The 24,956-nt window shown below is 56.3% G+C and carries 21 protein-coding genes; 9 read left to right on the top strand and 12 right to left on the bottom strand.

Annotation, left to right across the window (positions count from 1 at the left end; translation table 11 throughout):
• Positions 1 to 563: 563 nt before the first annotated feature.
• Positions 564 to 941: a hypothetical protein gene (locus G536_RS29935; RefSeq protein ID WP_051166808.1), complete on the bottom strand. Its 378-nt coding sequence runs from the start codon at positions 939 to 941 to the stop codon at positions 564 to 566.
• A gap of 1,068 nt (positions 942 to 2,009) precedes the next feature.
• On the opposite strand from G536_RS29935, the gene G536_RS0100740 reads away from it, so the two are divergent.
• From G536_RS0100740 to G536_RS31290, 4 genes are all read left to right on the top strand, one after another.
• A complete protein-coding gene (locus tag G536_RS0100740) occupies positions 2,010 to 2,945 on the top strand; it encodes a replication initiation protein (protein WP_033369451.1) in 936 nt (311 codons plus the stop codon).
• Between the two features lie 445 nt (positions 2,946 to 3,390).
• Positions 3,391 to 4,350: a tyrosine-type recombinase/integrase gene (locus tag G536_RS0100735; RefSeq protein WP_022821669.1), complete on the top strand. Its 960-nt coding sequence runs from the start codon at positions 3,391 to 3,393 to the stop codon at positions 4,348 to 4,350.
• Between the two features lie 707 nt (positions 4,351 to 5,057).
• Positions 5,058 to 5,258, top strand: coding sequence for a hypothetical protein (locus G536_RS31295; RefSeq protein WP_026879716.1), 201 nt, complete (start codon positions 5,058 to 5,060; stop codon positions 5,256 to 5,258).
• A gap of 65 nt (positions 5,259 to 5,323) precedes the next feature.
• Entirely contained in the window at positions 5,324 to 5,611 is a 288-nt protein-coding gene (locus G536_RS31290) for a hypothetical protein (RefSeq protein ID WP_026879715.1), read from the top strand.
• Between the two features lie 154 nt (positions 5,612 to 5,765).
• On the opposite strand, the gene G536_RS31935 is transcribed toward G536_RS31290, so the two are convergent.
• Positions 5,766 to 5,930, bottom strand: coding sequence for a hypothetical protein (locus G536_RS31935; protein ID WP_022821667.1), 165 nt, complete (start codon positions 5,928 to 5,930; stop codon positions 5,766 to 5,768).
• 8 nt (positions 5,931 to 5,938) lie between these two features.
• Between G536_RS31935 and G536_RS0100715 the strand changes: the two genes are divergently transcribed.
• A complete protein-coding gene (locus G536_RS0100715; protein ID WP_157530264.1) occupies positions 5,939 to 6,595 on the top strand; it encodes a hypothetical protein in 657 nt (218 codons plus the stop codon).
• A 189-nt stretch (positions 6,596 to 6,784) separates the two neighbouring features.
• Here the strand turns inward: G536_RS0100715 and G536_RS0100710 are convergent, their stop codons facing one another.
• From G536_RS0100710 to G536_RS0100700, 3 genes are all read right to left on the bottom strand, one after another.
• Positions 6,785 to 7,714: a helix-turn-helix domain-containing protein gene (locus G536_RS0100710; RefSeq protein WP_022821665.1), complete on the bottom strand. Its 930-nt coding sequence runs from the start codon at positions 7,712 to 7,714 to the stop codon at positions 6,785 to 6,787.
• Between the two features lie 55 nt (positions 7,715 to 7,769).
• Entirely contained in the window at positions 7,770 to 8,642 is an 873-nt protein-coding gene (locus G536_RS0100705; protein WP_022821664.1) for an SDR family NAD(P)-dependent oxidoreductase, read from the bottom strand.
• 309 nt (positions 8,643 to 8,951) lie between these two features.
• The gene (locus G536_RS0100700) at positions 8,952 to 10,064 is read right to left on the bottom strand and encodes a PDDEXK nuclease domain-containing protein (protein WP_026879714.1); all 1,113 of its coding nucleotides are present in this window, start codon (positions 10,062 to 10,064) and stop codon (positions 8,952 to 8,954) included.
• Between the two features lie 660 nt (positions 10,065 to 10,724).
• Here G536_RS0100700 and G536_RS0100695 point away from each other — a divergent pair.
• The 4 genes from G536_RS0100695 to G536_RS0100680 all read left to right on the top strand — a co-directional run bounded on the left by G536_RS0100695 (position 10,725) and on the right by G536_RS0100680 (position 15,467).
• Positions 10,725 to 11,444 (top strand): GAF domain-containing protein, encoded by a 720-nt coding sequence (locus G536_RS0100695; RefSeq protein ID WP_022821663.1) that lies wholly within the window; start codon positions 10,725 to 10,727, stop codon positions 11,442 to 11,444.
• Between the two features lie 155 nt (positions 11,445 to 11,599).
• Positions 11,600 to 14,560, top strand: a complete 2,961-nt coding sequence (locus G536_RS30090) for a PAS domain-containing sensor histidine kinase (RefSeq protein WP_157530262.1) — start codon at positions 11,600 to 11,602, stop codon at positions 14,558 to 14,560.
• On the top strand, positions 14,560 to 14,973 hold the full coding sequence (locus tag G536_RS0100685) for a response regulator (protein ID WP_022821661.1): 414 nt from the start codon (positions 14,560 to 14,562) through the stop codon (positions 14,971 to 14,973). Before G536_RS30090 ends, G536_RS0100685 begins: the two co-directional genes overlap by 1 nt.
• A 284-nt stretch (positions 14,974 to 15,257) precedes the next feature.
• The gene (locus tag G536_RS0100680) at positions 15,258 to 15,467 is read left to right on the top strand and encodes a hypothetical protein (RefSeq protein WP_022821660.1); all 210 of its coding nucleotides are present in this window, start codon (positions 15,258 to 15,260) and stop codon (positions 15,465 to 15,467) included.
• Positions 15,468 to 15,713: 246 nt separating this feature from the next.
• Here the strand turns inward: G536_RS0100680 and G536_RS0100675 are convergent, their stop codons facing one another.
• The 7 genes from G536_RS0100675 to G536_RS0100645 all read right to left on the bottom strand — a co-directional run bounded on the left by G536_RS0100675 (position 15,714) and on the right by G536_RS0100645 (position 24,937).
• A complete protein-coding gene (locus G536_RS0100675; RefSeq protein ID WP_022821659.1) occupies positions 15,714 to 15,914 on the bottom strand; it encodes a hypothetical protein in 201 nt (66 codons plus the stop codon).
• A gap of 182 nt (positions 15,915 to 16,096) precedes the next feature.
• Positions 16,097 to 16,504 (bottom strand): hypothetical protein, encoded by a 408-nt coding sequence (locus G536_RS0100670; protein ID WP_022821658.1) that lies wholly within the window; start codon positions 16,502 to 16,504, stop codon positions 16,097 to 16,099.
• A 29-nt stretch (positions 16,505 to 16,533) separates the two neighbouring features.
• Positions 16,534 to 17,025 (bottom strand): hypothetical protein, encoded by a 492-nt coding sequence (locus G536_RS29925; protein WP_022821657.1) that lies wholly within the window; start codon positions 17,023 to 17,025, stop codon positions 16,534 to 16,536.
• Positions 17,026 to 17,299: 274 nt separating this feature from the next.
• On the bottom strand, positions 17,300 to 17,692 hold the full coding sequence (locus G536_RS30085) for a VOC family protein (RefSeq protein WP_022821656.1): 393 nt from the start codon (positions 17,690 to 17,692) through the stop codon (positions 17,300 to 17,302).
• 10 nt (positions 17,693 to 17,702) lie between these two features.
• Positions 17,703 to 22,160: an RHS repeat-associated core domain-containing protein gene (locus G536_RS30080; protein WP_071837645.1), complete on the bottom strand. Its 4,458-nt coding sequence runs from the start codon at positions 22,158 to 22,160 to the stop codon at positions 17,703 to 17,705.
• Between the two features lie 43 nt (positions 22,161 to 22,203).
• Positions 22,204 to 23,040 carry a hypothetical protein gene (locus tag G536_RS0100650; RefSeq protein WP_022821654.1) on the bottom strand — a complete coding sequence of 279 codons (837 nt, stop codon included), beginning with the start codon at positions 23,038 to 23,040 and terminating at the stop codon, positions 22,204 to 22,206.
• 46 nt (positions 23,041 to 23,086) lie between these two features.
• Positions 23,087 to 24,937, bottom strand: coding sequence for a type VI secretion system Vgr family protein (locus G536_RS0100645; RefSeq protein WP_022821653.1), 1,851 nt, complete (start codon positions 24,935 to 24,937; stop codon positions 23,087 to 23,089).
• Positions 24,938 to 24,956: the final 19 nt, after the last annotated feature.

Raw genomic sequence — 24,956 nt, 5'->3', positions numbered from 1 at the left:
TGCCAAGCTTGATGTCGGTAGAGAGACCGACCTGCACTGCGGAGCAACAGACCCGCGACCTGTAGGTGCTCAGTTAACCGAAGTAGTCTAAGGAACGGCGGATACCCCTGAGTTTGCGTCCATTGTTTAAACATAGGTACATGGACTAGCAAAAATTATAATATCATATGGTTAATCTTCCTGGTATGTCTTATGCATATGATATGTATAAGACATACCAGGAAGATTAACCATATAGAAAAGGGTAGAAATGCTACACTAGATAAGTCAGAACGCAACGCACTGTCCGTTTACGCTCGCCCCACTTCTATAATAGCACTGATGAGACGAACCCACGCTGCATGGCCGGCTTAGTTTTCTCGCTGTAGCTTAGCTTACCGAATGTCTTTTGATTCAGGATAGAGCAGAGCAGGGGAGGTGTTGCATAGGGTGTATACCGGTGATCCGATGCAGGCTGCCCAGAGTAGGACAGCCTGTTTAAGTTAGTGTTGACTGATTCGGTGCAGCAGGGCTGCGGTTTCGGTGGGCTGACTAAGCATAGCATCATGGCCGGTAGTCAGCTCTTAGTAGGTCCACTTCGGGTTGTGGCGGGTGCGTTCGGCAAACACTTCGAGCACCGATAGCTCGGGCTGGGTACAAGCAATATAGCTCATGGGTAAGCCATTGCCATAGGGGTGTTGTAGTGCGATCGGTTGGGTAAAGCAGAGGTAGGGCTCGTGAGTCAAACGAACATCGGCCCAGCGGCCCATGGCTGGATCAGTTACACTGAAGCTAGCAGTCGGTCGGATGGGCAAACTCAATCCATGGGTCGGGGCGGCCGCAGCGGCAAAATCCGCCCGTATTTTCTTTGGGTGCATATCGAGCAGGCTCTGACCAATTTCCACCAGTGCCGCGGCCAGAAACACCAACTGGCGCAGGCGCTCCGGTACGGGGCCCGCCACACCCGCGATGGCGGCTCCGGCGTACGGAAATTCCTCACTCGTGATAAGCTAATTGAAGGTAGCTGTGTAAAGACACTACTTATAATTCTTAAAGTCGAAAGGATAGATTTTGTAAGTCGAAAGGATAGAAATGGTAAGCGTGCTCTTCTGCTTGGAATCATAAGATACACCTCAATCACCTTCGTTTATTTGACTAAGTAGGGAAGTAAGCGCTAATACATTGCCCGTAAGTACTTGTGATTCGCCACGAAGTGTGTGAAAAGTGGGTAAAGGGTAAGAATTTGAAAGGATAGAAATGGTAAGTGATTTCTGAGTGTAATGCTCACGGACTACATCCTCTGTTAAGAAAACCCCCTAAATCAACGGGAAACGCTTACCATTTCTATCCTTTCAAGCTAGGACTTGGTGGTTCGCTTACCATTTCTATCCTTTCACCCCTGATTTCAGATTGCGGCTTACTTTTTCTATCCTTTCGATCTCCCCATCATGGGTGTGAATCGCAGGCAATAACAGGTATCGAGAACCTGCAAACACGTAGGCAGAGTAACTACATCCAGATAAGAGTATAGAAATGCGGGTTTATGCTATCTGATTAATCTTTATATCCAGTAGCACTACAATTAGCAAGGTATACAAGTAAAAAAAGGCAAAAAAATCTTATAATAATGCAATCCCTTTTTATGCTTGTTTAGACTGCTATTTCTGTTGCTTCTTTGCTTGTTCTTCTACTTTGTACTGTTCAAAGCAGATGTTTTGATCGGACATCAACAAATTTGTGAGTATTTAATTTTTTGTCAATTATTTACTCTATTTGCAGGGGTCGTAATCCTTTGAATTCATGTACGTTATCTACACTGAAGGATAGAGATGGTAAGTGAAAGGATAGCATTTGTAAGCGCAAAGGATAGCAATAGTAAGTGAAAGGATAGGATTTGTAAGTGAAAGGATAGAGATGGTAAGTGTAAAGGATAGAGATGGTAAGTGAAAGGATAGAAAGTTAAGGAAGACTTACCTTATTGTCACTACTATTCGTAGATTTGGTCATATCAGCTCTCATTTCTGCACCGCATGTCTGTTCTCGCCACCTCCGAAGCGAATCACGTTGAGATCCGTCAACACAACGCCATTACGACGGCTCGTTACGAAATGAGTGCTTGTGAGATGGACATTGTGTTCTCGCTTTTGTCGGTGCTACGTAAGGAAGACAGAGCAGGTACTATCTATCGCATCCGGGTCAAGGAACTTGAGCAACTCACCGGGCGGGTGTGGAATTATCAGCGACTGCTGGAGGCCACTTCCAACCTGCGTAGCCGCGAGTACGTGATCGAGGACAACAAGCACGTGCTGCAGGTAGGTTTATTAGCTTCTGCTCTGTATATCAAAGGTGAGGGTATTATTGAACTAGAGATCTCCGAGCGTATGCGGCGCTACCTGATTGATCTTAAGAACAATTTCACTTCTTATCGTCTGCAGTCGGTCTTTAGCTTATCGAGTAAATACGCCAAACGTATCTATCAAATCGCGTCGCAATGGAAAGATATCGGGGAGACTAAAACATTTACTCTTGATGAACTAAAGATAATGCTCGCCTTAAAGGACCCCAAAGGAATTGAGGCCGAGCAGTACGAGAAGATTTCCGCCTTGCAAAAATATGTGCTGGACGTGGCAACCACGCAAATCAATGAGCACACGGATTTGCGGATCAACTACGAGTTGATCAAAAAAGGAAGGTCTTTTCACAGCATCCGCTTCTTCGTAAACAATCAGGTTCCTCACCAGCTTCCCATTCCTTTCGAAGACGGCGCAGAAGAAGAAAAGCAACGGCGGGCTCTACTTAACTTAGAGGAACTCGAGATTCGGGATCCCAAGCTAATTAACCAGATTCTCTCCGACGCCAAAAAGCTAAACGCCTTGTTTTCTTTTTGCTATAAGCACAAAACAGGCAAAGTTAAGGCCGATAAGAATCCCGGGGGCTTGTTCTTGAAAATGGTAGGCCTCCGCTAACCAAGCAGATCTTCATCCAAAGAAAGTCGGCCTTCTTGAGCAATCTCCATTCATAGAGTCGCTGACAGCAGCTTTCTATGCTTGAGCCAAGTACAGAAAGCTAGGCATGTGGTTACTACACCATACCAGAAGGTTGAAATTTTCTCGTTAGATCCTTAAGTTAAGATACGCGGTTGCTGGTAGTCCAGGTCAGCCAACCTATCTAGAGCTGTGTTAGCTTTTTCTGTACCATAACACCGTATGTTCATAAAATTGCACTTTATATAGTAGATTATACATTTTCCTTACTCCGGATAAAGGTTACAAATCGCACCTGAGCAACCGACGAATTAGGCGATTATGCTTCAACTTGATAGGTAGCGATAAGTAAACGTTATCACTACCTATGTGCTATCTTGCCGCCGAGACCTAAAAACGGGCGGTTACTCCTTAATATATACACTACATGAAAAAAACCGACGCCCTCACCCTGCATGCGGTCGGCCACGGCCTCTCGCATCACACGGGCGCCGCCGCGCGCTTTGTCGAAGCCGGCTTGCTCGGAGCCGCCAATACGGCTCGGGCCTATGGTGCCGACTTGCGGCGGTTTGGGGCGTGGTGCGCCGTCCAAGGTTACCAGCCGTTACCGGCTACTGTTGACGCGTTAGTTGGTTTTATTACGCACTTGGCTGAAGCCGGGAAGAAAGTGGCTACCCTGGAGCGCCACCTCGCCGCCATCAGCAAGGTGCACGCCGTACGCGGCGTGGACTCGCCTACGGATGATAAGCAGTTCAAGATTTTTATGGATGGCGTACGCCGTTTGCAGGGTGTGCGGCAGAAGCAGGCCCCAGCGTTCACCTTGCAGCAGTTAAAGCAGTTAGTCCGCAGCCTAGATACGGAAACGGTGACAGGACTCCGTGATCGAGCGATTTTGTTATTGGGCTTCACCGGGGCCTTTCGTCGCTCGGAACTGACCGCCCTCAATGTGCAGGATTTGCGGTTCACCGAGGACTGTTTAGTGGTATCGCTGGGCAAGAGCAAAACTAATCAGCTAGGTGACTACGAGGAAAAAGCCATCTTCTACTCCCCAGAATCCGCCGTGTGTCCCATCCGCTGCCTGAAGGCATGGCTAGCGCAGTTAGAGCGGACCGAAGGACCCGTGTTCGTAATGCTGCGTAAGGGCAACCGCCTCACCACCAACCGCCTCTCTGACCAGACCATCAATACCTTGGTACAACGCTACCTTGGGCCGGGTTATACGGCCCACTCCTTGCGGGCCTCCTTCGTAACAGTAGCTAAATTGAATGGAGTTGATGACAGCAAGATCATGAACCAAACCAAACACAAGACCAGCGCCATGATTCGCCGCTATACGCGCCTCGATAATGTGCAGCAGCACAATGCCGCTAAGGAATTAGGCTTGTAATCACTTATACTTAAGGCCACCCGTGTAGCGTATTCTGATCGGGCGTTTGTAAAATGATACAAGCTCGACACTAGAGGAAAACTTGCTGTTTAAGAGTGCCGTCCCCAACATGTAAAATGGAATAGCCCGCAGCTTTAGTTAGCGATGCGGAAGGCTTCCGCCCGGAAGGCCGTATCCTAGCATCGGCGTATAGTGGGTTGAGGACTATATTTCAGGACAAGGAAAAGAGTAGCCTTTATTCTGTCCAGCGTAACTAGACCACCTCAGTCGCAGCGAGTTTACTGGGGGGGCAACACGGCCCGGGCCTATGGTGCTGACCTGAAGCGATTCGCCAGGTGGTGTGCGACTGAGGGTCATAAACCAGTGCTAGCTTCGGTTGATGCTATAGTCGGTTGTATTACGCACCTAGCCGAAGCGGGTAGAGAGGTGGCCATGCTGGAGCGACCCCTCGCAGCTATCGAAGCTGTTGAGGAAGGGGCACAGCGACTAAAATAGAACGGACTCTCACGACATGAGCGAAACTTGAGGTGTGACCTATCTCCTTTCACTTTACCATAAAAGTCCTGCCCAAAGATATCATCGTTACCTGGATTTTGCCTCATTTGCCATTTCGCCCGGGCGGGCGGCGCCCGGCCGCTGAGCCGACGGAAGTCGTGGCCGCGATTCTTTACAAACTCAGAACCAGCTGCTAGTGGCGCTTTCTGCCCGTGCGCCAGTTGCTGCCCCAGCGGCCATTGAGTTGGCAGGGCGTCTTCTACCACTTCGATGAGTGGTGCAAGCAAGGCGCTTGGAAACGGGTCTGGCTGTGCGTGTTGCGCCAGCACCAGCGCCAACTTGACCTGTCGAGCGTTCAACTCGACGGCAGCCATACACCGGCCAAAAAAGGCGGAGCGGCCGTTGGTTACTAGGGCCGCAAAGCGGCGCGCACCACCAACGCCCTGTTCCTGGCCGACAATACCGGTCAGCCACTGACGTGGCCCCGCCCCAAGCGGGCAACCACCACGACGCCTTTGGTCTTGGACGGGTGTTTGCCGAACTCTGCGACCTGTTGGCCCAGGCCGGTCTAAGCCTAGACGGCGTGTTGCTGAACGCCGATAATGCCTTTGATACAAATGAATTACGGCAAGCTTGTGCGGCCCACGGCATTGAGGCCAACATCGCCCGCAACCGGCGGGCCGTGGATTGGCAAACAGATCAGAACACACCACTTGGCCCCGAACTCTATCGCCGCCGGCTGGTCATTGAGCAGATGAACGCCTAGCTCGACGGCTTCAAGGCCTAACTGGTGCGCTACGAAACGTGCCTGCTAAACTAGCTTACCTTACACTGGCTTGCATTTACCACACTCCTTCTGCGTAAAATCGCCCGACAAACGACTTCCTAAACAGCTTCTTTACTTAAGTCAATCAACCGGCTTACATCTCGGCCAGCATTTCCCACCGTTCGTTGAGTTGGGCCAGCTCCTTTTTCACCTGCTCGAACTTGAGCGTGGCGTCCTTAAGTTGGGCGGCGAATTCGGTCAGCAGAGGTATACGGTAGGAAAGCGCATATTGCGAACGTACGGGCACCTGGGATATCATAGCACGAGATGAAAAAAAGCACGACCACCTTAATCACCGCAACAGTAGTATTTTTTTCCTGCACCCAAAGCAGCGAATCGACTTCGAATGCGGTTGGCGGCAAAACGCCGAATCCAACAAAGCACGCGACCAGCCGCCCCACAAGACGCTTCAGCTCACGGCATGAATACGTGGAGACGAACGGAGCCCGTGTACTAATCCAAAACAGCTTTCCGAAGAGCCGAATAAACTACACCGAACCAACCGGCAGAAAATATATTTACGCGGTATTCTGGACCCAGATAATTAATAAGACACCTACTTCACTTGAATTAGCAATTGATTTCCCCGCAGATTCATTTGAACTTCCAGCTTCCTCGGGCAATTACATGAAGCTCCTGCTCCCGCCCGACACCCTTATTCCCGATAAAGAGCTGTTATCAGACTACGGACTGGCCGCAAAACCGTTTTTAGATCAGAATTTACGCAAACCAACCTCCATAAGAAGAACTATCCGCTCCACCGACTCAAGTGCTTTTTACGTCGTCACGCTCTCAAACCGTGGCGTCGGCGGCACCTTGCGAACCGGATTCAGCCTAGAACACCCAAACCTCGTTTATAGAGTCAACGAAAAAGCAATTCCTGGCGGGAAGATTGATTTAAAAAAGCTGATGTTCCCGAAATAAATAAAGAGGCTGTTCAGCGATTCGGCCTACTAAACGAACCTTGTCTTGTCCGTCCATTTAAATGACCGTTTTCTGGGGTTCTTGGCCAGTTGATAAATGGCCTTTCTCTTGGGCGACCTTCTTCCAACATTACTGCCAAGCAGACCGTAGGCGCTGTATCAGAGAGCTGAGTCTGTCTACCCGCTCGCTTTAGTGGTGCTGGAAAGACCGCCGGAAGGCCAGAGGAGAAAAGGCAGTCTTGGTCTTGAAAAACCGGCTGAAGGATTGCGAATGCTCGAAGCCCAATAGGTAGGCCACCTCGCTCACCGACAAGCCCGTGGTGGCTAACTGTTCCTTGGCCTGCGCAATGAGCTGGTCGTGGATGTGCTGTTGGGCGCTTTGACCAGTCAGGGCGCGGAGCATATCGCTTAGGTAACTGGGCGACACGTGCAGGCACTCCGCCAGATACTGCACCGTGGGAATGCCGCGGCGCAGCAAGTTTTCCGGGCGGAAGCAATCCCTTAGCGTTTCTTCCAGCCGCTGCAGCAAATCGTTGTGCACGGCTTTGCGCGTGAGAAACTGGCGTTTGTAAAAGCGTTGGGCGTACGTGAACAGCAACTCTAACTGCGCAATAATTACCTCCTGGCTGAATTCATCAAGGCGGCTGGCCAACTCGGCTTCCATGGTTTTGAAGAGCGCCAGCAGCAGCTCTTTCTCCTGCTCTGAGACGTGCAGTGCCTCGTTGATCGAGTAGGTGAAGAAGTTGTACTGCCGGATCTTCTTGGCCAGCGGGTAATTCACCAAAAAATCTGGATGCAGCAGCAACGTATACTGCGCGCACGCCGCTCCCTCGTGCTCTTCCGTGCCGCCAATAAGCTGGTTGGGGGCGGCAAACAATAAGCCGCCTTCCTCGAAGTCGTAATAGCCTTGCCCGTACAAAAGCCGGCTGCTGAGCCGGGGCCGGTACGCTATTTTGTAAAAACTCAGCACATGGGTGTGGGGCGCGTCTCTATTTTCTGCCGGGGCCGGGGCGCCGTGGAGGAGGCTAATGAGCGGATGCAGGGGCGGCGGCAAGCCCAGGTCCCGGTGCGCCTCGGACAAAGAAGCAAACCGCAACGGCGCATTTTCTAGCTTTTTCATGTTCTTAAGGTAATACCGGGCAGCTGGCAGCTAGCTGCCAGCTGCCCGGGGTAATTTAGTTGACGACGCCCTGGGCCGCATTGGCGACGGTTTCCCAAGCTTCCCAGGTAGCCAGTCGCTCGGCGTAGGCCGCGCGCACCGCGGGTAAGTTGTGGCTACCCAGGAATAGACGCAGGGGCGGCTGCTCGGCGTCGACCACCGCAAAGAGGGCGGCCGGGGTGGCGGCTGGGTTGCCTCGTTCTAGGCGGCTGAGGCCCGCGAAAAAATGGTTTTTGAACTCCGCGTACGCCGCCAGGCCCGTTGCAAACCGCAACGACTCTGGGCTGCCAAACTCGGTGGCGTAGGCCCCTGGCTCAATGATGGTGACCTTGATGCCAAACGAGGCTACTTCGGCGGCTAGGCTTTCGTGAATCGCCTCGAAGGCCCACTTGGAGGAGGCATAGTACCCCAGGACTGGCGAGGTAACGTGGCCTAGGCCACTCGAGGTGCCCAGAAGGTGGCCGCTGCCTTGCGCCCGCAATAGTGGTAAGGCCGCTTGGATAACGGAAACGGCCCCGTACACGTTGGTTTCGTAGAGGGCCCGGAGGTCGTCCAGACTGGCTTCTTCAATGGTGCCGACCAAGAAATAGCCCGCGTTGTTGAGCACGATGTCCAGCCGCCCGAAGTGCGTGTGGGCCTGGACCACGGCCGTTTTTACTTGTTCGGGGTTGGTGACGTCCAGGGCCAGCGACAACACGTTAGCTCCGTATTTCTCGGTCAGGTCGGTGAGGCTAGCGAGCGGGCGGGCGGTAGCGGCTACTTTGTCGCCGCGCTGCAGGGCAGCCTCGGTCCAGATTCGGCCAAAACCACGAGAAGCGCCCGTGATAAACCAGATTTTGGGGGTAGGGCTAGTAGTGAGTGCCCCGGCATTGTGTGCGTGAGAAGTCATGATGAAAAAGGCGTTAGAGAACAGGCCAAAGGTCTGGCTCTACGGCGGGCAGCTTGTAGCCGGATTGCGGAAGTTTGTAGCGTAAATGAGGTACTAGTCCAGTAGCCCCCGCCTGAACGGTGCCGAGCACTTCCCTGAAGCCAGCATGCTGGAGGGGACATCAGCCATGGCCCTGGGGACGAACTTTTCGCGGGTACCAGAACAGCATACCGTTCATCTGATACGCCTCTGTCACAGGGGTTAAACACTCGTTTAACCCCTGTGAAATCCTATTCTACTTACTCTCCCCTTTATTGCTAGGCCATCTCCTTATGCTCCTAAGCGCTCTTGTTCCTCGCGCAGCAACTGCTGTAATTCCGCTTCGCTGGGCAGATTAATTTGATACTTGCTTACGAACAGCTGCTCCGACAGCCCCGAGGTAGCATACCGTACCAGCGTGTCGTTTTTCTGGGCACACAGGATCAGACCGACGGGCGGGTTGTCGCCTTCGCTCATTTCGTGCTCCCGGAAGTAGTTTAGGTACACGTTCATCTGCCCAGCATCGGCGTGCGAAAACGCGCCGAGTTTGAGGTCCACGAGCACATGGCACTTAAGCAACCGATGATAAAAGACCAAGTCGACATAATAGTGCTCGTTGTCGAAGGTGAGGCGTTTTTGCCGCGCCTCGAAGCAAAAGCCACGCCCTAATTCGAGCAGGAACACTTGCAAGTGGTCGATGATGGCCTGCTCCAACTCATTTTCACTGTAGCTCGCCCGTTGTTCCAGGCCTAGGAACTCCAGCACGTAGGGATTCTTCACCACGTCGGCGACCTGCAGCGGCTGGGTGCCCGTATGCGCGGCCAGCACGGCGGCCTTGTCCGTGGAGAGGCCCGTGCGCTCATACAGCGCGGAGTTGATGGCGCGCTTGAGCTCCCGTACCGACCAGTTATTTTTCACCGCTTGTACCTCGTAGAATGCCCGTTGCAGCGGTGTGGTGAGCGTGAGTAGTTCAATAAAATGCGAGAAACTGAGCCGAGTTAACAGCACGGGCAGGGCGATACTGGGCACCCCGGCCGTCGCCGGCAATTGGTCAGACAGTGTCTGACTAATTGCCGGCAGTATGAGTCCGGCCGCTTGCAACGTAGCCGCGTGGGTGGCCAGCAGCGTCGGGTAGGTTTGGTAAAACTGCCGACAGAGCTTCAGATTGGTGAGCGAGAGTCCCGCAACACCCCGAGTTCGCAGTGCTTTAGCCAGCTCGGTCAGCAGACGTTCTCCATAAGTAGACCGATCCTGGCCGTGTTGTTCATATTCGGCCAAGTAGAAGCCCACCACCCAGTTGCGGGCCGTCAGCCAGTAGTTGACTTGTTGCAAAGCTGCCTGTTGCGCTTGCGTATGAAGCTGGCTGAGTTGATCGGCTAATGCCGGAAAAGTAGCATCATTCATGTAGCCGAAGGTACAACCAGCAACAGTTGCACACTCACACCTGGCGTATCAAAACGCAAGAGTGCGTTTGTAAAATGATACAAGCTCGACAGCAGAGGGAAACCTGACATTAAGAGTGCCGTGACTGTTGCAGAACGCCACAAGTGGGCGGCTTGCTGCGTAGCGTGTGTAGAAGGTCTGTTTAACCGCCTTTAGGGCTGGTTCGGCGCGTGGACACCTTATCGGCAGGGGGTATGCAGACTTCTGCGACAGCCACGTTCCTCAGAATGAAACACGAGCCGCTACCTTGTGCAAGAAGGGGCGCTCTCAGAAAACGGAAAAGATACCCAACTGCTACTCCTGGTAGAGTCTTTCGGCGACAAGGGCCACGTGCTTCGCTTCTTCCGATAGTCCCCGCCGGCGGCCTCCGACATGACCGCACGCCCAACCTGAGGCCGGCCCCGCGTGGGTACACTCCCCAAGTAGGGCCCGCTCCAATTCGGTCAAAGAGGCGAACAGGTGAAGCACAAGCCGGCCCTAAACGGAGGGGGTGTTGCAGGCATCGGGGAGCAAACCCAGCGTTTCGTTGGAGCACAACTAAGGCCGGGCAGCCCTGCCCGGCATATCCTTTACTGTCGGGCTTGCGTACATACTCGGGTGTCGTTACCACACCCGTTGTAGATGTCTTATTCGCATTTGGAGCCGATCAATGAAAGGGCCCGGCTCCTGGTTATTCAGAAGTACCACATCTCGACTGCCCTTCAAGAATCCATCTTCCAGGAGTTAACCACGCTGGCTGCCCACCTTTTTGGGTTGCCGGTTGCTTTTCTGTCGCTCGTCGACGGTGCCCAGGTATATTTTCCGGCTACGCAGGGCGTCCCCGACCTGCGGGTGCTGCCCCGCGAGGCGGCTCTCTGCTCCATGGCCGTGCACCAACACGCCACCCTGGTGCTCAACGGCATCAGTCAAGGCAGCCCTTCCCCGCACTGGCAAACGGCCCAGCGATTTCGCATGGAGTTTTACGCGGGGGCGCCCTTGCTGCTCGAGCAACAGTACGCGGTAGGAGCCCTGTGCCTGAGTGACCACCAGTCGCGCGCCTTTACCGCCCAGGAAGAAGGTGTGCTGAATGAGTTGGCCGCCGTCGCGAGCCAGGCCATCGCGACGTGGTGGCAGTATAGGGCCGAGCAGGGGGACGCGAACCGCTGGCCAGCCGTGCAGCAGTTAGCCATCGAGGACATCCACCTGTTGCAGGCCCTACTTCCCCGCCTGCGGGCCCAGCATGCCGACGCCACCCTGCACGTAGTGCAGCGACGCCTACTGAATTTGAGGGAAACCGTCACCGCAAAGTTGCCGCCACTACCACCGGCGAGCAGCCCGGTGCGCCCGCCTCTTGGTTCCTGATTCCGGCCGGCCGGGGGCTAACTGTTTGGCGGGTAGTCTCCTTGCTAGATGCCTGACCAATATGTTTGTCCGGTAGAAGCCTACTTTTCTTTTCGTTCCACGATAACTAGCTGCGGTAGCGGCGACGGGTGCTTCGGCACGAAGCGGACTTTTTTATGCCTACTCCTTCTGCGCCGGCGCTGCCGGCCGATGTAGCCCACCCTACCGGGCTGCTGCACACGCTACTCACCATGTCCCTGACGGCCATTGCCGTCCTGCGGCCCCTCTATGCGGCGGAGACAGCCCTCATCCGGGACTTTGCCTGGGTGCACCTCAACCCGGCTGGCCAGCGTCTGCTCCAGCAGCCCGAGTGCCCTGTCGCCTCGCTGCTTACGCTGTTCCCCACGGCTCAGGCCGACGGCGTATTCGACCAGTGCTGCCAGGCGTTCCAGACCGGCGAACCGCAGCGCAACCAGACCTATTACCAGGCCGATGGCCTCGACGGTTATTTCCTGCTCGCGGCCCAGCGCTACGAGGACCTGCTCGTCGTCAACTTCCTCGACACCCACGCGTGGCCCCGCCCGGCCGCCGAGCACGCCCTGCGCGAAAGCCAGGCCCGCGAGCAGGCCGCCCGTCGCGCGGCCGAAACCGAGCGCCAGCGCCTGCACGCGGCCTTGACGCAGATGCCGGCCAACGTCAACCTGCTCACCGGCCCCGACCACGTTTTTTCCTTCGTCAACCCCGGCTACGCCCAGCTGTTTCCCGGCCGGACGCTGCTCGGGCGACCCTTTCTTGAAGCCCTGCCCGAACTGGCCGGCCAGGGCTTTTTCGAGCTGCTCGACCGGGTCTATCAGACCGGGGAGCCGGCCTACCAGCAGGAAGCCGAAGCCCGGGCCGATTTCACCGGGACCGGGCAATTGGAGCAGCGCTACTACAATACCTCGTTCCAGCCCATCCGCAATGCGGCGGGCCAGGTTACAGAAATTCTCAACTTTGCCGTGGACGTGACCGCGCAGGGGCACACCCGTCGGAAGCTGGAACAACTAAACCAGGAGTTGGAACTGCGGGTCACCGCCCGCTCGGCCGAAGCCAAAGCGGCCCTCTTCGAGGCTGAGCGGCAACGCGAGCAGGCCCAGCAGCAGCAGGCGCGGCTCGGGCAGATACTGGGCCAGATGCCGGCCGCCATTGCCACGCTACGCGGCCCAGAGCACCGCTACGCCTACTTCAACGCGGCGTACCACACTATCTCGGCCGACCGCACCGTGCTGGGCCACACGGTGGCTGAGATTTTCCCGGAATTGGTGGAGCAAGGCGTCATGGGCCTGCTCGACCACGTATACACCAGCGGCGAACCCTTTTTCGGCACCGAAGTCCTGCTCATGATCCAGGACCCGGCCACCGGCCAGCCCGCGCCGCGCTACCTGGATTTCACCTACCAGCCCCTGCGCGACTCGCAGCAGCAGACGGAAGGCTTGCTGGTATTTGCCCTGGACGTAACCGAGCGGGTGCAGACCCGCAAGCAGGCCGAAACCCTGCAAGCCGCCATGCGGGCCGTCACCCAGCGCCAGGCCCAGGAGCGCGAAAATGCGTACCAGCTCTTCGAGCAGGCCCCGGCTGCCGTGTGCCTGCTGCGCGAGCCCGACCACCGCGTCGTATACCTCAATCCAGCCTATCAGGCGCTGTTTCCCGGCCAGAAACTGCGGGGCCAGACCCTGGCCCAGGTGCAGCCCGCCAACGCGGCCCTGGTCACGCTCTTCGATGGCGTGTACGAGGGCGGCCAGACGCAGTTCCAGCGCGAGGTGCCCCTATCCGTGCCGCAAGGCCCCGGCCAGCCCCCGCTGCGGCGCTACTTCGATTTCACCTACCAGGCCTACCGGGAAGAGGGGCGCATTGTGGGCGTTTCCCTCTTCGGTTTCGACGTGACCGAGCGCGTGCACGCCAGCCAGGCCGTGGAAGCCCAGCGGGCCGAGCTGCAGCGCCTCTTCGCGCAGGCGCCGGTGGCCATTGCCCTGCTGCGCGGGCCCGACCTGGTGATAGAGCTAGCCAACGCGGCCGTGGAGCGCATTTGGGGGCGGGCAGCGGCGCAGGTCCTGGGCCAGCCCTACTTCGAGGCCCTGCCGGAAACGGCCGGCCAGGGCTTTGAGCAGCTGCTGGCCCAGGTGCTGTACACCGGCCAACCCTTTTTCGTGACCGAGGCGCCCGTGCAGCTGCCCCGGGCCCACACCGGTCAGCCCGTGCAAGGCTTCGTCAACTTTGTCTTTCAGCCTCTTTTCGACGAGCAGGGGCACCCCAGCGGCCTACTGGCCATGGGTACGGAAGTGACCGAGCAAGTGCTGGCCCGCCAACAGGTGCAGGAGCTCAACGAAGAGTTGGCGGCCCTCAACGAAGAACTGACGGCCACCAACGAGGAGCTCAGCGAGAGCAACACGCGCCTGCTGCGCACCAACGCCGACCTCGACACTTTCGTGTACACGGCCTCGCACGATTTGAAGGCCCCGATTGCCAATATCGAGGGCCTGCTCGACGTGCTGAGCGAGTACCTGCCTCCCGATGACCAGGAGCCACTGGTGCCCCAATTGATGACCCGCATGCGCGGGGCCATCACCCGCTTCCAGCAGACGGTGGGCCACCTCACCGACGTGTCGCACCTGCAGTACCACCCCGGCCAGCCGCAGGAAGCAGTGGACGTGGCCCGCATCATCCAGGACGTGCGCCTGGATTTGCTGCCGCTATTGGAAGGCACCCAGGCCCAACTGCTGCTGGACGTGGCGGAATGCCCCCCCGTTCGCTTCGCTGCCAAAGACCTGCGCAGCATCGTCTACAATCTGCTCAGCAACGCGGTGAAGTACCGCGCCCCCACCCGCCTGCCCGTGGTGCACCTGCGCACCCGCTACGCCCCGCACCAGCTGCTGCTCGAAGTGCAGGACAACGGCCTGGGCCTGAATGCGCAGCAGCAGGGCAAGCTCTTCCAGATGTTCAAGCGCCTGCACACCCACGTGGAGGGTTCGGGCGTGGGCCTCTACATGATCAAGCGCCTGATTGAGAATGCCGGCGGCACCATCACCGTGCAGAGTCAGCCCGACGTGGGTTCCACGTTCACCGTAATCCTACCCTTGGCCCCATATAGCCACTTATAATGGTAAAGCTTCCCCACATCCTGCTCGTCGACGACGACGACACCACCAATTTCCTCAACGAGTTGCTCTTCAAAAAGCTCAACGTCACGGACCACGTCCGTACGGCTTACACCGGCGAAGAGGCCCTCAAGTTACTCACCCAGGACCCACCCTATGAACCCACCCTGCTGCTGCTCGACGTGAACATGCCCGGCATGGGGGGCATCGAATTCCTGGACGCCTACCAGCGCCTGTCCCAGGCCCAGCAGCAGGCCACCGTCATCGTCATGCTCACCACCTCCATGGACGCGCGCGATTTATCCCGCCTCAATGAGCTGCCCATCGCCGGCCTGGTGAGCAAGCCTCTCACCCGCGAGAAGATTGAAACGCTGCTGCAACTCCATTTCCAGCTGCAGCTGCCGCCGGGCGAATAGAAGGTGCCCCCTCCGGTTTGCGGTAGCTTACCCGCCATCCCTGGTTCCAAGAAGAGGCCGCGGGCCTGGCCCTGTACTTGACGGATGCCGAGGCAGGCGGCGTCCACCTGTTTGCAGGTGCTCCTGCGTCGAAGACAGCTCTGACAAGTCCGTACACCACACTGATCCCAACTCGAAGGTAATAAACTGGTTGTGTCTATTGCCGCTCTCGTTAGCCATAGCTGCTGACCCATGTAACAAGTCGTTTACACGGCCTTCTTAGCTTGCTATAGCTCGTTGCAAACTTGCCGATCCCGGTAAGCCGCGAGACGTTGGAGAGCCTGCTCACCCGCCGGCAGGGCAGCGCCCTGACCTGGTGGGCGTGGTTCCGGCAAGCCCCGGCAGCCTCCACTTCCCGGCAGATGCTGCAACACCTGGCCCGCCTGGCAGCCACTGGGCTTGCCGGCCAACCTGGCCCGGCGGGTTCACCAGCTTGGCCAATCCGCCGGCAGTAAGGGTATCCACGTTCTTGGCCATGCTCACGGATCAGTAGTCCGTCAAGTGGGGCTCAGGAGAGCTGCGGCACAGGGTCAGAAAGCGAAGGCCAGAAAGCTAAACCTAGTTTTCTTCCTGGCCCGACTGCTTAGCCCCGATTTGTAAGGCATTTTCATGCAATTGGGAGCGTAAGGCTATAGGGCTTAGAAGTTATGGAATTTTGGACTGCCTTACGTCCTGCTTCTGTTCGTCTCTACTGGACCACCTCAGTGGTCACACACCACACTGTAGCTACCCTGGGCCATGAGCTTGGCCGTAGGGGCAAAGCTGTCTTCCTCGAAGAGCCAGGTGAGGAGCTGCCCCGCGCTGCCCGCTTCCGGACCTACTTCCAGCTCGCTCCACTCGTGCAGGGGCTTGTCGCCGTCCCAGACCCAGCGCGTGAGCCGGCCGCGGTAGCGCTTGCTCACGCGCCGGCCGAGCGCGTCATAGCGGAACGTGACGGCGTAGCCGTCGGGGCGCGTGACGCTCGTCAGCTGCCCGGCCCCGTCCCAGGTGTAACGCCATACGTGCTCATTGGAGACTCGGTTCTAGATCAGATTATCTTTCGTGTCGTACTGGTTACGAGTGAGCAATACGTCAAACCTAGCAATCAGCTGTCGAAAATTCCGACCTCAAAATTGTTGCTCGCTAACACCTCTATGTAACTATCATATCCCACAAGTAGAAAGTGGGCCAGGTTAAACCGCTGTAAAGGATCGAACGAGCTTTGGTCCCATGAAGAGTTACTTATGTAATAAAGACCCAGGTTGTCTCTTGTAGTATCCACTACTTCAAAGTCGTCATAATTAGCCTCCCAGAAGTTAACCGTAGCATATTCTAATTTTGCAAAAACAGGAAAATCTATTACTGCTTTTTTAATTACTTCCTCTTCAAATTCATGATTTGGAATAGCAACTTCTATTGTTATTGGCAACGAGGCTCGCTCGCTAACTTGAAAGGACAATATGGTTGTACGAACAACAAAATCTACTTCAACAGGCTGTAGCTTGTATTTCATTGTAAGTAGCATTTACGGGTTACGTGACCTCAAACTTCTTTGCCTGCTTTATCAGCCGTTCTAGATATAGTTTTGGACGGTGACCTATACTTAAAATCTGCGACCAGATATTTAGGCGCTTTTTCATATAGAACACAGCTTGCATTATCAGGTACTTTCTCCCCAATACTCAATGCTGCTAGGCCACGATTGTTAAGAATGATAGCTTTGCCCGTAGATGGATCAACCGTGTAATAAATCAAAAATTCGTTAGGATTGATAATCTCCTTTTCATTAGGATTGCCTACCTCTGCTACTGATCTTCCCGCTATTTTATCCGAAGCCTGTGAGCCAATTACACTAAATTTCGGCGCTATACGGTTTTGTCCAGAGTGTATATCCTTAGGGAAAGGTATGATTTCACCAACGGCAAAAGGATCAAGTCCGCTCAATCCTAAGACATATACCTGCTTCTGCGGGTTTTTGACATAGCTATATAGAGCATTTCCCCCATTAATCGAATGGAATCCTAACTGATGCATGTTCCAACTTCAGGGTCGTAGTAGCGGAAGCAGTTGTTTCCGTATTCTCGTACTGGCTCTGGAAGGAATAATCCTAGGGCCTACCCTGTAACTGACACCGGGCCGAACACTTATAGTGGGTGGGCATACCCGCGAATAAATTGCGGTAGGCATAGACATTTTCTCCGATTATACAGTCGAGCAATTTGCCTTTAGCCAAATCTCGCTTCAACTTATCGACTCGTGAATCCATCAAGGCACGATAATTTTAATGTGACACTACTCATAGGCCTGCTCATGCATCTACCCAGTATTCAGACAGGCAGATCTTATTGCCATCCGGATCAGTCAGGTAGGCAAAATCGCCAAAGGGCGTGCTCACTAAATCCCTGGTGAAAGGAGCTCCGTTTTGTACTAACGTATTGTAGCGCTGCTCTAAGTCGGACACCTCCAGCGTAATGAATGGATAGTTTCCGGATTGTTTACCAGCTAACTGCTGTTCCCAATCTGATGTGGGCAATTGCAAAGACAGTTGAATATTGTAGTCTTTGTTTCTCAAGCGTACAATTCTTTCTTCTCCCGTTTTTTGCCAATCATAAGCTATCATAAAGCCTAAAAAATTGCAATAAAAGACAATCGAAGCCTCAAAATTGCTAACAAAAATTACGAATGTTGCCAGTTGGGTCATGGATATATATTTATGCAACGCCACACTTCTTAACTCTGCTTATCCTGGTTTTTCCGCCTGATTTTGGGTCGAATCTGTAATGCTTATCATAATTCCTACTCATAATTTCCTCGTGTTCAGCCCTGTAAAAAGAGCTTTTCCCCTCGCCGCCAATATCGTATATATCATAATTTTCATCCATACGGTCATTTATCCAGCGGCGGTTGTAGTCTATAGATTGGGCCTCATGTAACTCGGGTACGTAAGGATTATATGTCTTAAATTCCCTTACCCAATCATCAGTGATTGTTCTTACAGTGTGCCCCTGCGCTTTTAGTTGTTTAGCTACCTGATTCACTCTTTTTTGCCCTTCCCCAATTATAATGAGAGGGTTGGGGTTTAGGCCAAAGACGTCAGTCCAACTTGTTGGATTTTGTACATAGCTATATAGAGCATCTCCACCCATTAATCGAATGGGGTCCTGACTGATGTATGTTCCAGCTTCGGGGTCGTAGTAGCGGAAGCGGTTGTAGTAGAGGCCGGTTTCCGTATCCTCGTACTGGCCTTGGTAGCGGAACGGACAGTCCTGGGGCTTGCCCTGGCCCTGGCGCACCTGCCCGTAGCTGTCGAGCTGGGCCTGCCACGTCTGGGTGCCCTGCGCATCGTAAAGCGCCAGCGGGGTGCCCAGATGGTCGCACACCACACTGTAGCTACCCTGTGCCGTGAGCTTGGCCACGGGGGCAAAGCTGTCCTCCTCGAAGAGCCAGGTGAGGAGCTGCCCCGCGCTGCCCGCTTCCGGGCCCACCTCCAGCTCGCTCCACTCGTGCAGAGTCTTGTCGCCGTCCCAGACCCAGCGCGTGAGCCGGCCGCGGTAGCGCTTGCTCACGCGCCGGCCGAGCGCGTCATAGCGGAACGTGACGGCATAGCCGTCGGGGCGCGTGACGCTCGTCAGCTGCCCGCCCCCGTCCCAGGTGTAACGCCATACGTGCTTGGCCCGGGTGGTCTTCTGGATCAGGTTACCCTCGGCGTCGTACTGATAGCGCGTGCCGTCGGCCTGGCGCAGCTGCCCGCCCTTGCCATAGCGCCGGTCCGTGCGGGCCTGGGTGCGGAATAGGTTGCCTACCGCGTCGGGCTGGCGCAGTTCCTGGGTGCCATCGGCGTAGCGGGCGGCGGCCAGGTTGCCCCAGGCGTCGTGCTCGTAGCGCGTCGTGCCCAGCAGCGTGTCGTCGATTTCCGTGAGCTGGTCGGTACCCTGCCACTGGTAGCGCCGGCGGCGCTCCGGGCGGCCGTCGGCGGCGGTGATCAGCTGGCTGGTGGGCCGCCCCAGCGCGTCGCGCTGCCAGGCCGTGCGCACGCCGCCGGTGAGCTGGCGGTAGAGTTCCAGCCCGTCGGCGTCGCGCTCCATCACACTCTGCCAAGTGTTCGCCTGCAGCCGCCGCACCTGGCCCCAGGCGTCGCGTTCCAGCTGCACGTCGGCCCCCAACGACGAGGTGATCTGCATCCGCTGGCCGTGCACGTTGTAGGTGCTACTCACTACGTGGCCATTCTGCACTTCGCGTAGTACCCGGCCCAGCAAATCGCGCTCAAACTGCACCGTGGCGGCAGTGTTGCGGGCTTCCAGCAAGGCCCCATCGGTGCGGTAGCGGTACGCTACGGATTCGGCCCCGTTGTAGCGCACCGCCGTTACCCGGCTGGCCTCGTCGTAGGTGTACTCCGTGCTGCGGCCCGCTGGGCGCTCGATGCGCGTCACGCGGCCCGCAGCATCCCGCCGGTAGTGGCGCGTGAGCCCGTCGAAGCCACGCTCCGTCACCACGCGGCCAGTCGCATCCAGCGTAAACATGTACAGCTCTCCGTGCTCGTTGCGAAGACTGGTCAGGCGGCCTTCCGTGTCGTAAGCAAACTGTATCCGCGTCCCGGCTTCGGTACGGGTTGCTACTTGGTTTAGGGGTGTGTAGGTCAGCTGCACGGCACGCTCAGCACTGCGGGCTTCCAGCACGTTATCTTCCGCGTCGTAGACGAAGGCCTGGACGGTACCATCGACTTCACGCGCTTCTACCACGCGGCCCAACACGTCGAAGCGCTGGCGCCGGGTGCGGCCCTGGGCGTCGGTTACCTGCGTGAGGCGACCCAGCGCGTCGTAGGCGCGGGAGCTGATCCGGTCGTCGGGCGCGACGAGGTGCCGCAGCTGGTGCTGCGTATCATAGCGCAGGCGGGTGGTGCGGCCAGCCGCGTCGGTAACAGCGGCCAGCCGCCCCCGCTCATCGTATGCATAGTGCGTAGTGGTACCCAGCGGGTCGGTGCTGGTCAGCTGGTTGCCGCTTGCATCGTACGTCCACTGCCACACCCCACCGATGGCATCCGTGACCTGCACCGGCAAATCCTGCGCGTTGTACTGCGTTCGAATTTGGGCTCCGCCGGGGTGCGTTAACTGGGTCTGGTTGCCGCGGGCATCGTATTCGTACGAGGTGGTAAGCCCTAGTGGGTCGCGCTCAGCAATAAGCTCCCCGTAGATGTTGTAGCTCCACTGATAGACGGCGCCCAGCGGGTCGATGTGTCGGGTCACGAGGCCATCTTCATGCTCGTACACACTCACGTCGCCAGGGGTAGCGCCGCGGGCCACGGTCTGGCCCGGCGTGAACGTCATGCGGCCGCTGAGTACGTCGCCGTCGCCCCAGGTGCGCACGCACTGCGCTTCTGGACCGACGCCCGCGTACTCGAAGTAGAAAGAAACACCCCTGCGCGACGTTTTGCGGGTCATGAGATGATCGGCCCGGTAGGCGTAGCGGCGCGCCTGCCCCAGGGCATCTACGGCGGCCGTCAGGTGTCCGGCCGCGTCGTACTCATACTGCACTACGGTAGCGCGGCCGTCGCCACTGGCGGCAGGAGCTTCCAGCGCTGTAATGCGGCCGTACGTATCGAGTGTAAGGAGCAGTTTCCGGTCGGCGCTATCTATGAGTTGGTGCAGCCGGCCTTGTTCGTCGTAGGTTAGCTGGATAGCAAAGCCGCTGGTATCCTCGATACGGACGAGCTGGTAGTGCTTGGTTGTTGCATCATAGAGCTTTTCAGCAGGAGCGGAGGCTTCGGCAAAACAGTAGTAGCGGCGTTCGTCTAGGCTGTAGAGGTGGTAGTTGCCGGCTTGGTCTTGCTGTAGTTCTAGGCGTTCCTGCCGGTTGAACACACTGAACTTGTTGCGGGTATTAGGTAACGCAAACAATGCCAGACGCCCATCCGCCAAACGCACGGCAGCGCTGCTCTCGTCCGTGAGCAAGGCTACATCAAGGCTATGGTGCCAGCCATGTCCTAGCGGGCCTACATAGTCCGAGTTGGAATACCACCACCGCTGCCATATAAAAGGAATAGGCCCTGGTAGCTCCAAGTCAATGTGATCAAACAGCATCACGCCGTTAGCTACATCAATAGGATCCCAAAGGCACTTACGCTTTCTTTCTACGTACGCCTTGACTGCTTTAAGCTTTCTGCCCAAAAGACTATTCCCAAGGGCCGCTTTGGCTTTGCTTGCGGCAGCACTTAGGCGGCGGGCCTTTTTCGCCCCCGTTACCACCTTACCCAGCACTTTCATCTGGCCGGCAAGTGTACTGGCTGCTCTTCCTGCCAAACGCAAGGCGTGCCCTTCTACATCGGCTAGCCGGGCAGCCCGGCTGGCCATGCGAGCCACGCGGCTGGTTTTAGCGGCGGCATTCAGGGCGGTACCAGCACCCGCGGTAGCCGCTGTTAAGCCTACCTCGAAGGCCACCTGCCCCGTGACGTTACCCCAGTCACGAGGCGACATGTTTTGCAGCTTGTCGCCTACTTGCTCCCAGTTGTCGCCGTTGCCGGCCCAGGCCGCCGCGTCACTGATACCCTGCCCGGCGCTGCTGGCCGCATTAGACCAGTTTTGCGAGTCGCCGGCCCACTTGTAGGCATTGGTCGCACCCTCTTGAATAGCTTTGGCCGTATCAGCGGGGTGCGTTACGGCATTCCAGCCGCCCTTGGCCATGCCCCACAAGCCTTCGGCCAGGCCTTTGCCGCCTTCCCACACGCCCTCGGCCACGCCAAGCTGAAAACGCCCGATATCACCGACAGGCCCCAGCGTTTTCAGGAAATCATCGGCCTGGTCGGCTAGGCTTTTTTCCGGAGCTGGCGGCGGGGCACAGGCGGCCTTAGCAGCAGCCAGGCTGAAGTGAATCCCGATGCTGCCCGTCATCCCACATACGAGCTTGGAATCTTCCAGCAAGGGGTGTCCTAGTCCCAGTTGGACATCGGTCTTTACGGGGCTCCAGGGCAGTCCTTGCACGTACAAGCAGGGACCTTTAGTCATGGCACACACGCCCATTGAGGGAATGTTGACCAACGGCACCATATCCTTATCTGTTGCTTGCTTCTGCCCGTTGATAGTGGTGTTGACGTTGAAGGTAACGTTGAGAATCGCAGGTAGGGTACCCCTGTCACACGTGAGAAAAACGCCGGCCGGTACGTATTTTTTTTCCATGGCGGTGGATCAGCTATAGCTAGCGTATCAATAAGAAATAGTATCAGGCCACCTGGGCGGCCATAGTGCATAGCGTTTTGTTCATAAACACACCTGCCACACCATACACCGTAAACTGGGCCGCGTGGCATAGCTCTCGGTGCCTGTCGAACTCGTAGCTTTCCACGTGCTCGACGCGCAGCGTGGTAGCCAAGTCGTACTGGTCGGTTAGGGTGCGCAAGGCCTGCTGAGCGGCATCAGCTGGGTACTCGGCCGGGTTGAATTCACCTTTCACCAACAAGCCATACGCCATATCGTCGGGCACTTTCTCTTGGCGTTGCACGGTGGTGCTTAAAGGCAAATCCAGATTGCCCAGAAAACGCGCCACCGTACGGGGCTGGCCGGGCGTGGGCGTGGTGCTGTACGGCTGCCCGTAAAGCGCCGGGAACAAGGTGCCATATTCGTACCCCCGCCGCAGAATGTCTTCCAGGTAGCCGTCGCCGTGCAACACTTGGCCAATACCATCCACCATGCCCGGGGTAACGGTGTCGGAGCGCTTATATTTCCGGCGCAGTTTAGGGTGCAAGGCGGCCCATTGCTGGCGCAGATGGGCCTTGTTGCATACGCGCAGTAGTTGGCCGGTCTGGTCAGTCTCAATTAGTAATTCGCTGCGTAGCGCCGCCGTATCGGCATCAAGTGCCGCGAGGCCATGCTGCTCGGTCTGGTGAAAGTCCAGTACGGTAACTGCGTATAGCCACCCGGTGCTCGTTTTCTCCAGCGGCTGTTTTCGGAAGCGCGTAGTACGCGTGTTCTCGTAGAACAGGTTGCCTAGCAGACTAGTCGTGTGCACCGTAGTGGTGCACATCTGCGTGGCCGGAAACTGTGGGAGAAGCAAGGTCATAAGCGAATGAGAACAGCCGAAGCAGGAAGGCCGCTGGCCGCAACGGCTAGCCGTTGATTTTGACGGATGTACCGGAAATATCTACCGTGGAGCCACTGCTGATTTCCATCTTGCCCGTGGTGGAAACACTTTGCTCTTTGGCGCTGAGCGTCATCTTGGCCGTAGCGTCGGCGGTAATATCTTTTTCGGCCTTGAGCGCAATACTCTTCGAGGCCGAAGTCACCTTAATTTCCTCTTCCGCGTCAATGGTGATGTTCTTGGCGTGCATGTTAATTTCGCCTTTGTCGCCCGCCTCCAGCGTGATGGTCGAGCCATTCACTGTGACGGGGCCACTGGTTTGGATATGAATACTGCCGTCGCCATTAAACCCGACGGTAATGGCGGTGCCTTTGTTGTTGGAATTAGAAATGTGGATTTTCTGATCCCCCTTCGTATCCATCATCACGAACTTATTGCCCCCTGCGGTTTGCAGGCCTTTCATCAAGTTGCCATCGGGCGAGTACTTGGCGCTCTGCTTGTTGTTGGCGTGAAACATGTTGCCCAGCACGAACGGCTGCTCGGCCAGTCCCCCCTGATAGCCAACTAGCACCTGCGAGCCTACTTCCGGCTTCATCAGGTGCCCTTTGCCGTCGCCGCTATAGGGCGTCAGCAAGCGAATCCAGTTGGTTTCGGCGTGTTTTTTATTTTGAACAGGCCAATAATAACGCACCCGCAGGCGGCCCAATTTTTCGGGGTCCTTATCATCAATTACTTCGGCCAATTCTGATTGGCCCTGGGGTGGGGCATAGGTGGAGTAGATGGGCGGCACATCGAGCAGATGCGGAATAGCCGTAAATGAATTACGGTAGTTGCCGCGGGCATCCACATGGTGCGTTAGTTCGGTGAGGCGGTAGGTCCCGAAGTTCTCGGCCGCTGTGTAGCGGCTGCCCAGGCCCTCTCCGTTCACCCGAATGATGCGGCCCAGTTGCAGAGCCGGATTGTCGCTGTGGCCCTGCACCATCACCAAGTTGGCCGCCCGGCTGGCTTTTAGAAACTTGGCTTCTTCGGTCAGTGCCGCCGCGCTGGGGATAAAAGTTTCTGCCGTAGTATGGGAGGGTTGCGCGAACAGCTTTTCGGACTGCTCTAGTGCCAGCTTACTGTAGCGGTGCTGGCTGATGGTGGGCACCTGCTGGGCGCTGGTGTCACTGGTAAAGTGCTGGTGCTGCTGGTAGTTGTAGTCGTAGAGCGTAACGCGGGCTGGTTGCAGTGCCAAACTGAACTGGAAGCTGGTATATATGCCATCGGCTACCAACTCTATTTCTTGTCCAGTAGCCGGGGACCCCAAATGGAGCTTCTCCCCATCGTAGTAAAACCATTCGCCGTACTCGGCAGCTAAGCGGCTTAAAAACGTGAAATTAGATTCTTGGTATTGAACCACGTAGGCTAGAGGGGCAGTGTGCGCAGGCTCAATGCGGGTGGGCAACAAGTTGGCGGGATACGGCGCCAGTACCTGCCGAAAAATATCAGCCAAGGTTTGCTTAACGAAGGTGCGTTTTTGTATGCCATCCGCCAATAACCGGCAGGGGCTGTAGCCCTGCACATTGATACTGGCTGTATAATCGGATTCTTGGCCAGCACTTAAGCCAGTTACCACCCCTTTAAACTGCAATATCTGTTTGGTGTTGAAGTGAAACGCCGTATCCGGCATGATGCTGACCGACAGCGGCTGGCCTAAAAGATTCTCTGGGGTTTGAGAAAAGAAAGCAGTTTGCGGGTCTTCTATTCGGTCAAAGGGAACCGCCAGCGAAAACGTATGATGGCCAGACAGGCGTTGCGTGAGCGAGAAGCGAAGAAAGTCGTCTCCCGGAGACAATGGTTTGCCGGCGCCCTGCACCTGAATAGTAACTTGCCGAGCCATATAACGCGCTATAAAATGG

The sequence above is a fragment of the Hymenobacter norwichensis DSM 15439 genome, assembly GCF_000420705.1.
GTDB lineage: Bacteria > Bacteroidota > Bacteroidia > Cytophagales > Hymenobacteraceae > Hymenobacter > Hymenobacter norwichensis.
Note: the sequence above shows the minus strand (reverse complement) of the source record. Positions and strands in the feature narration are given on the sequence as shown.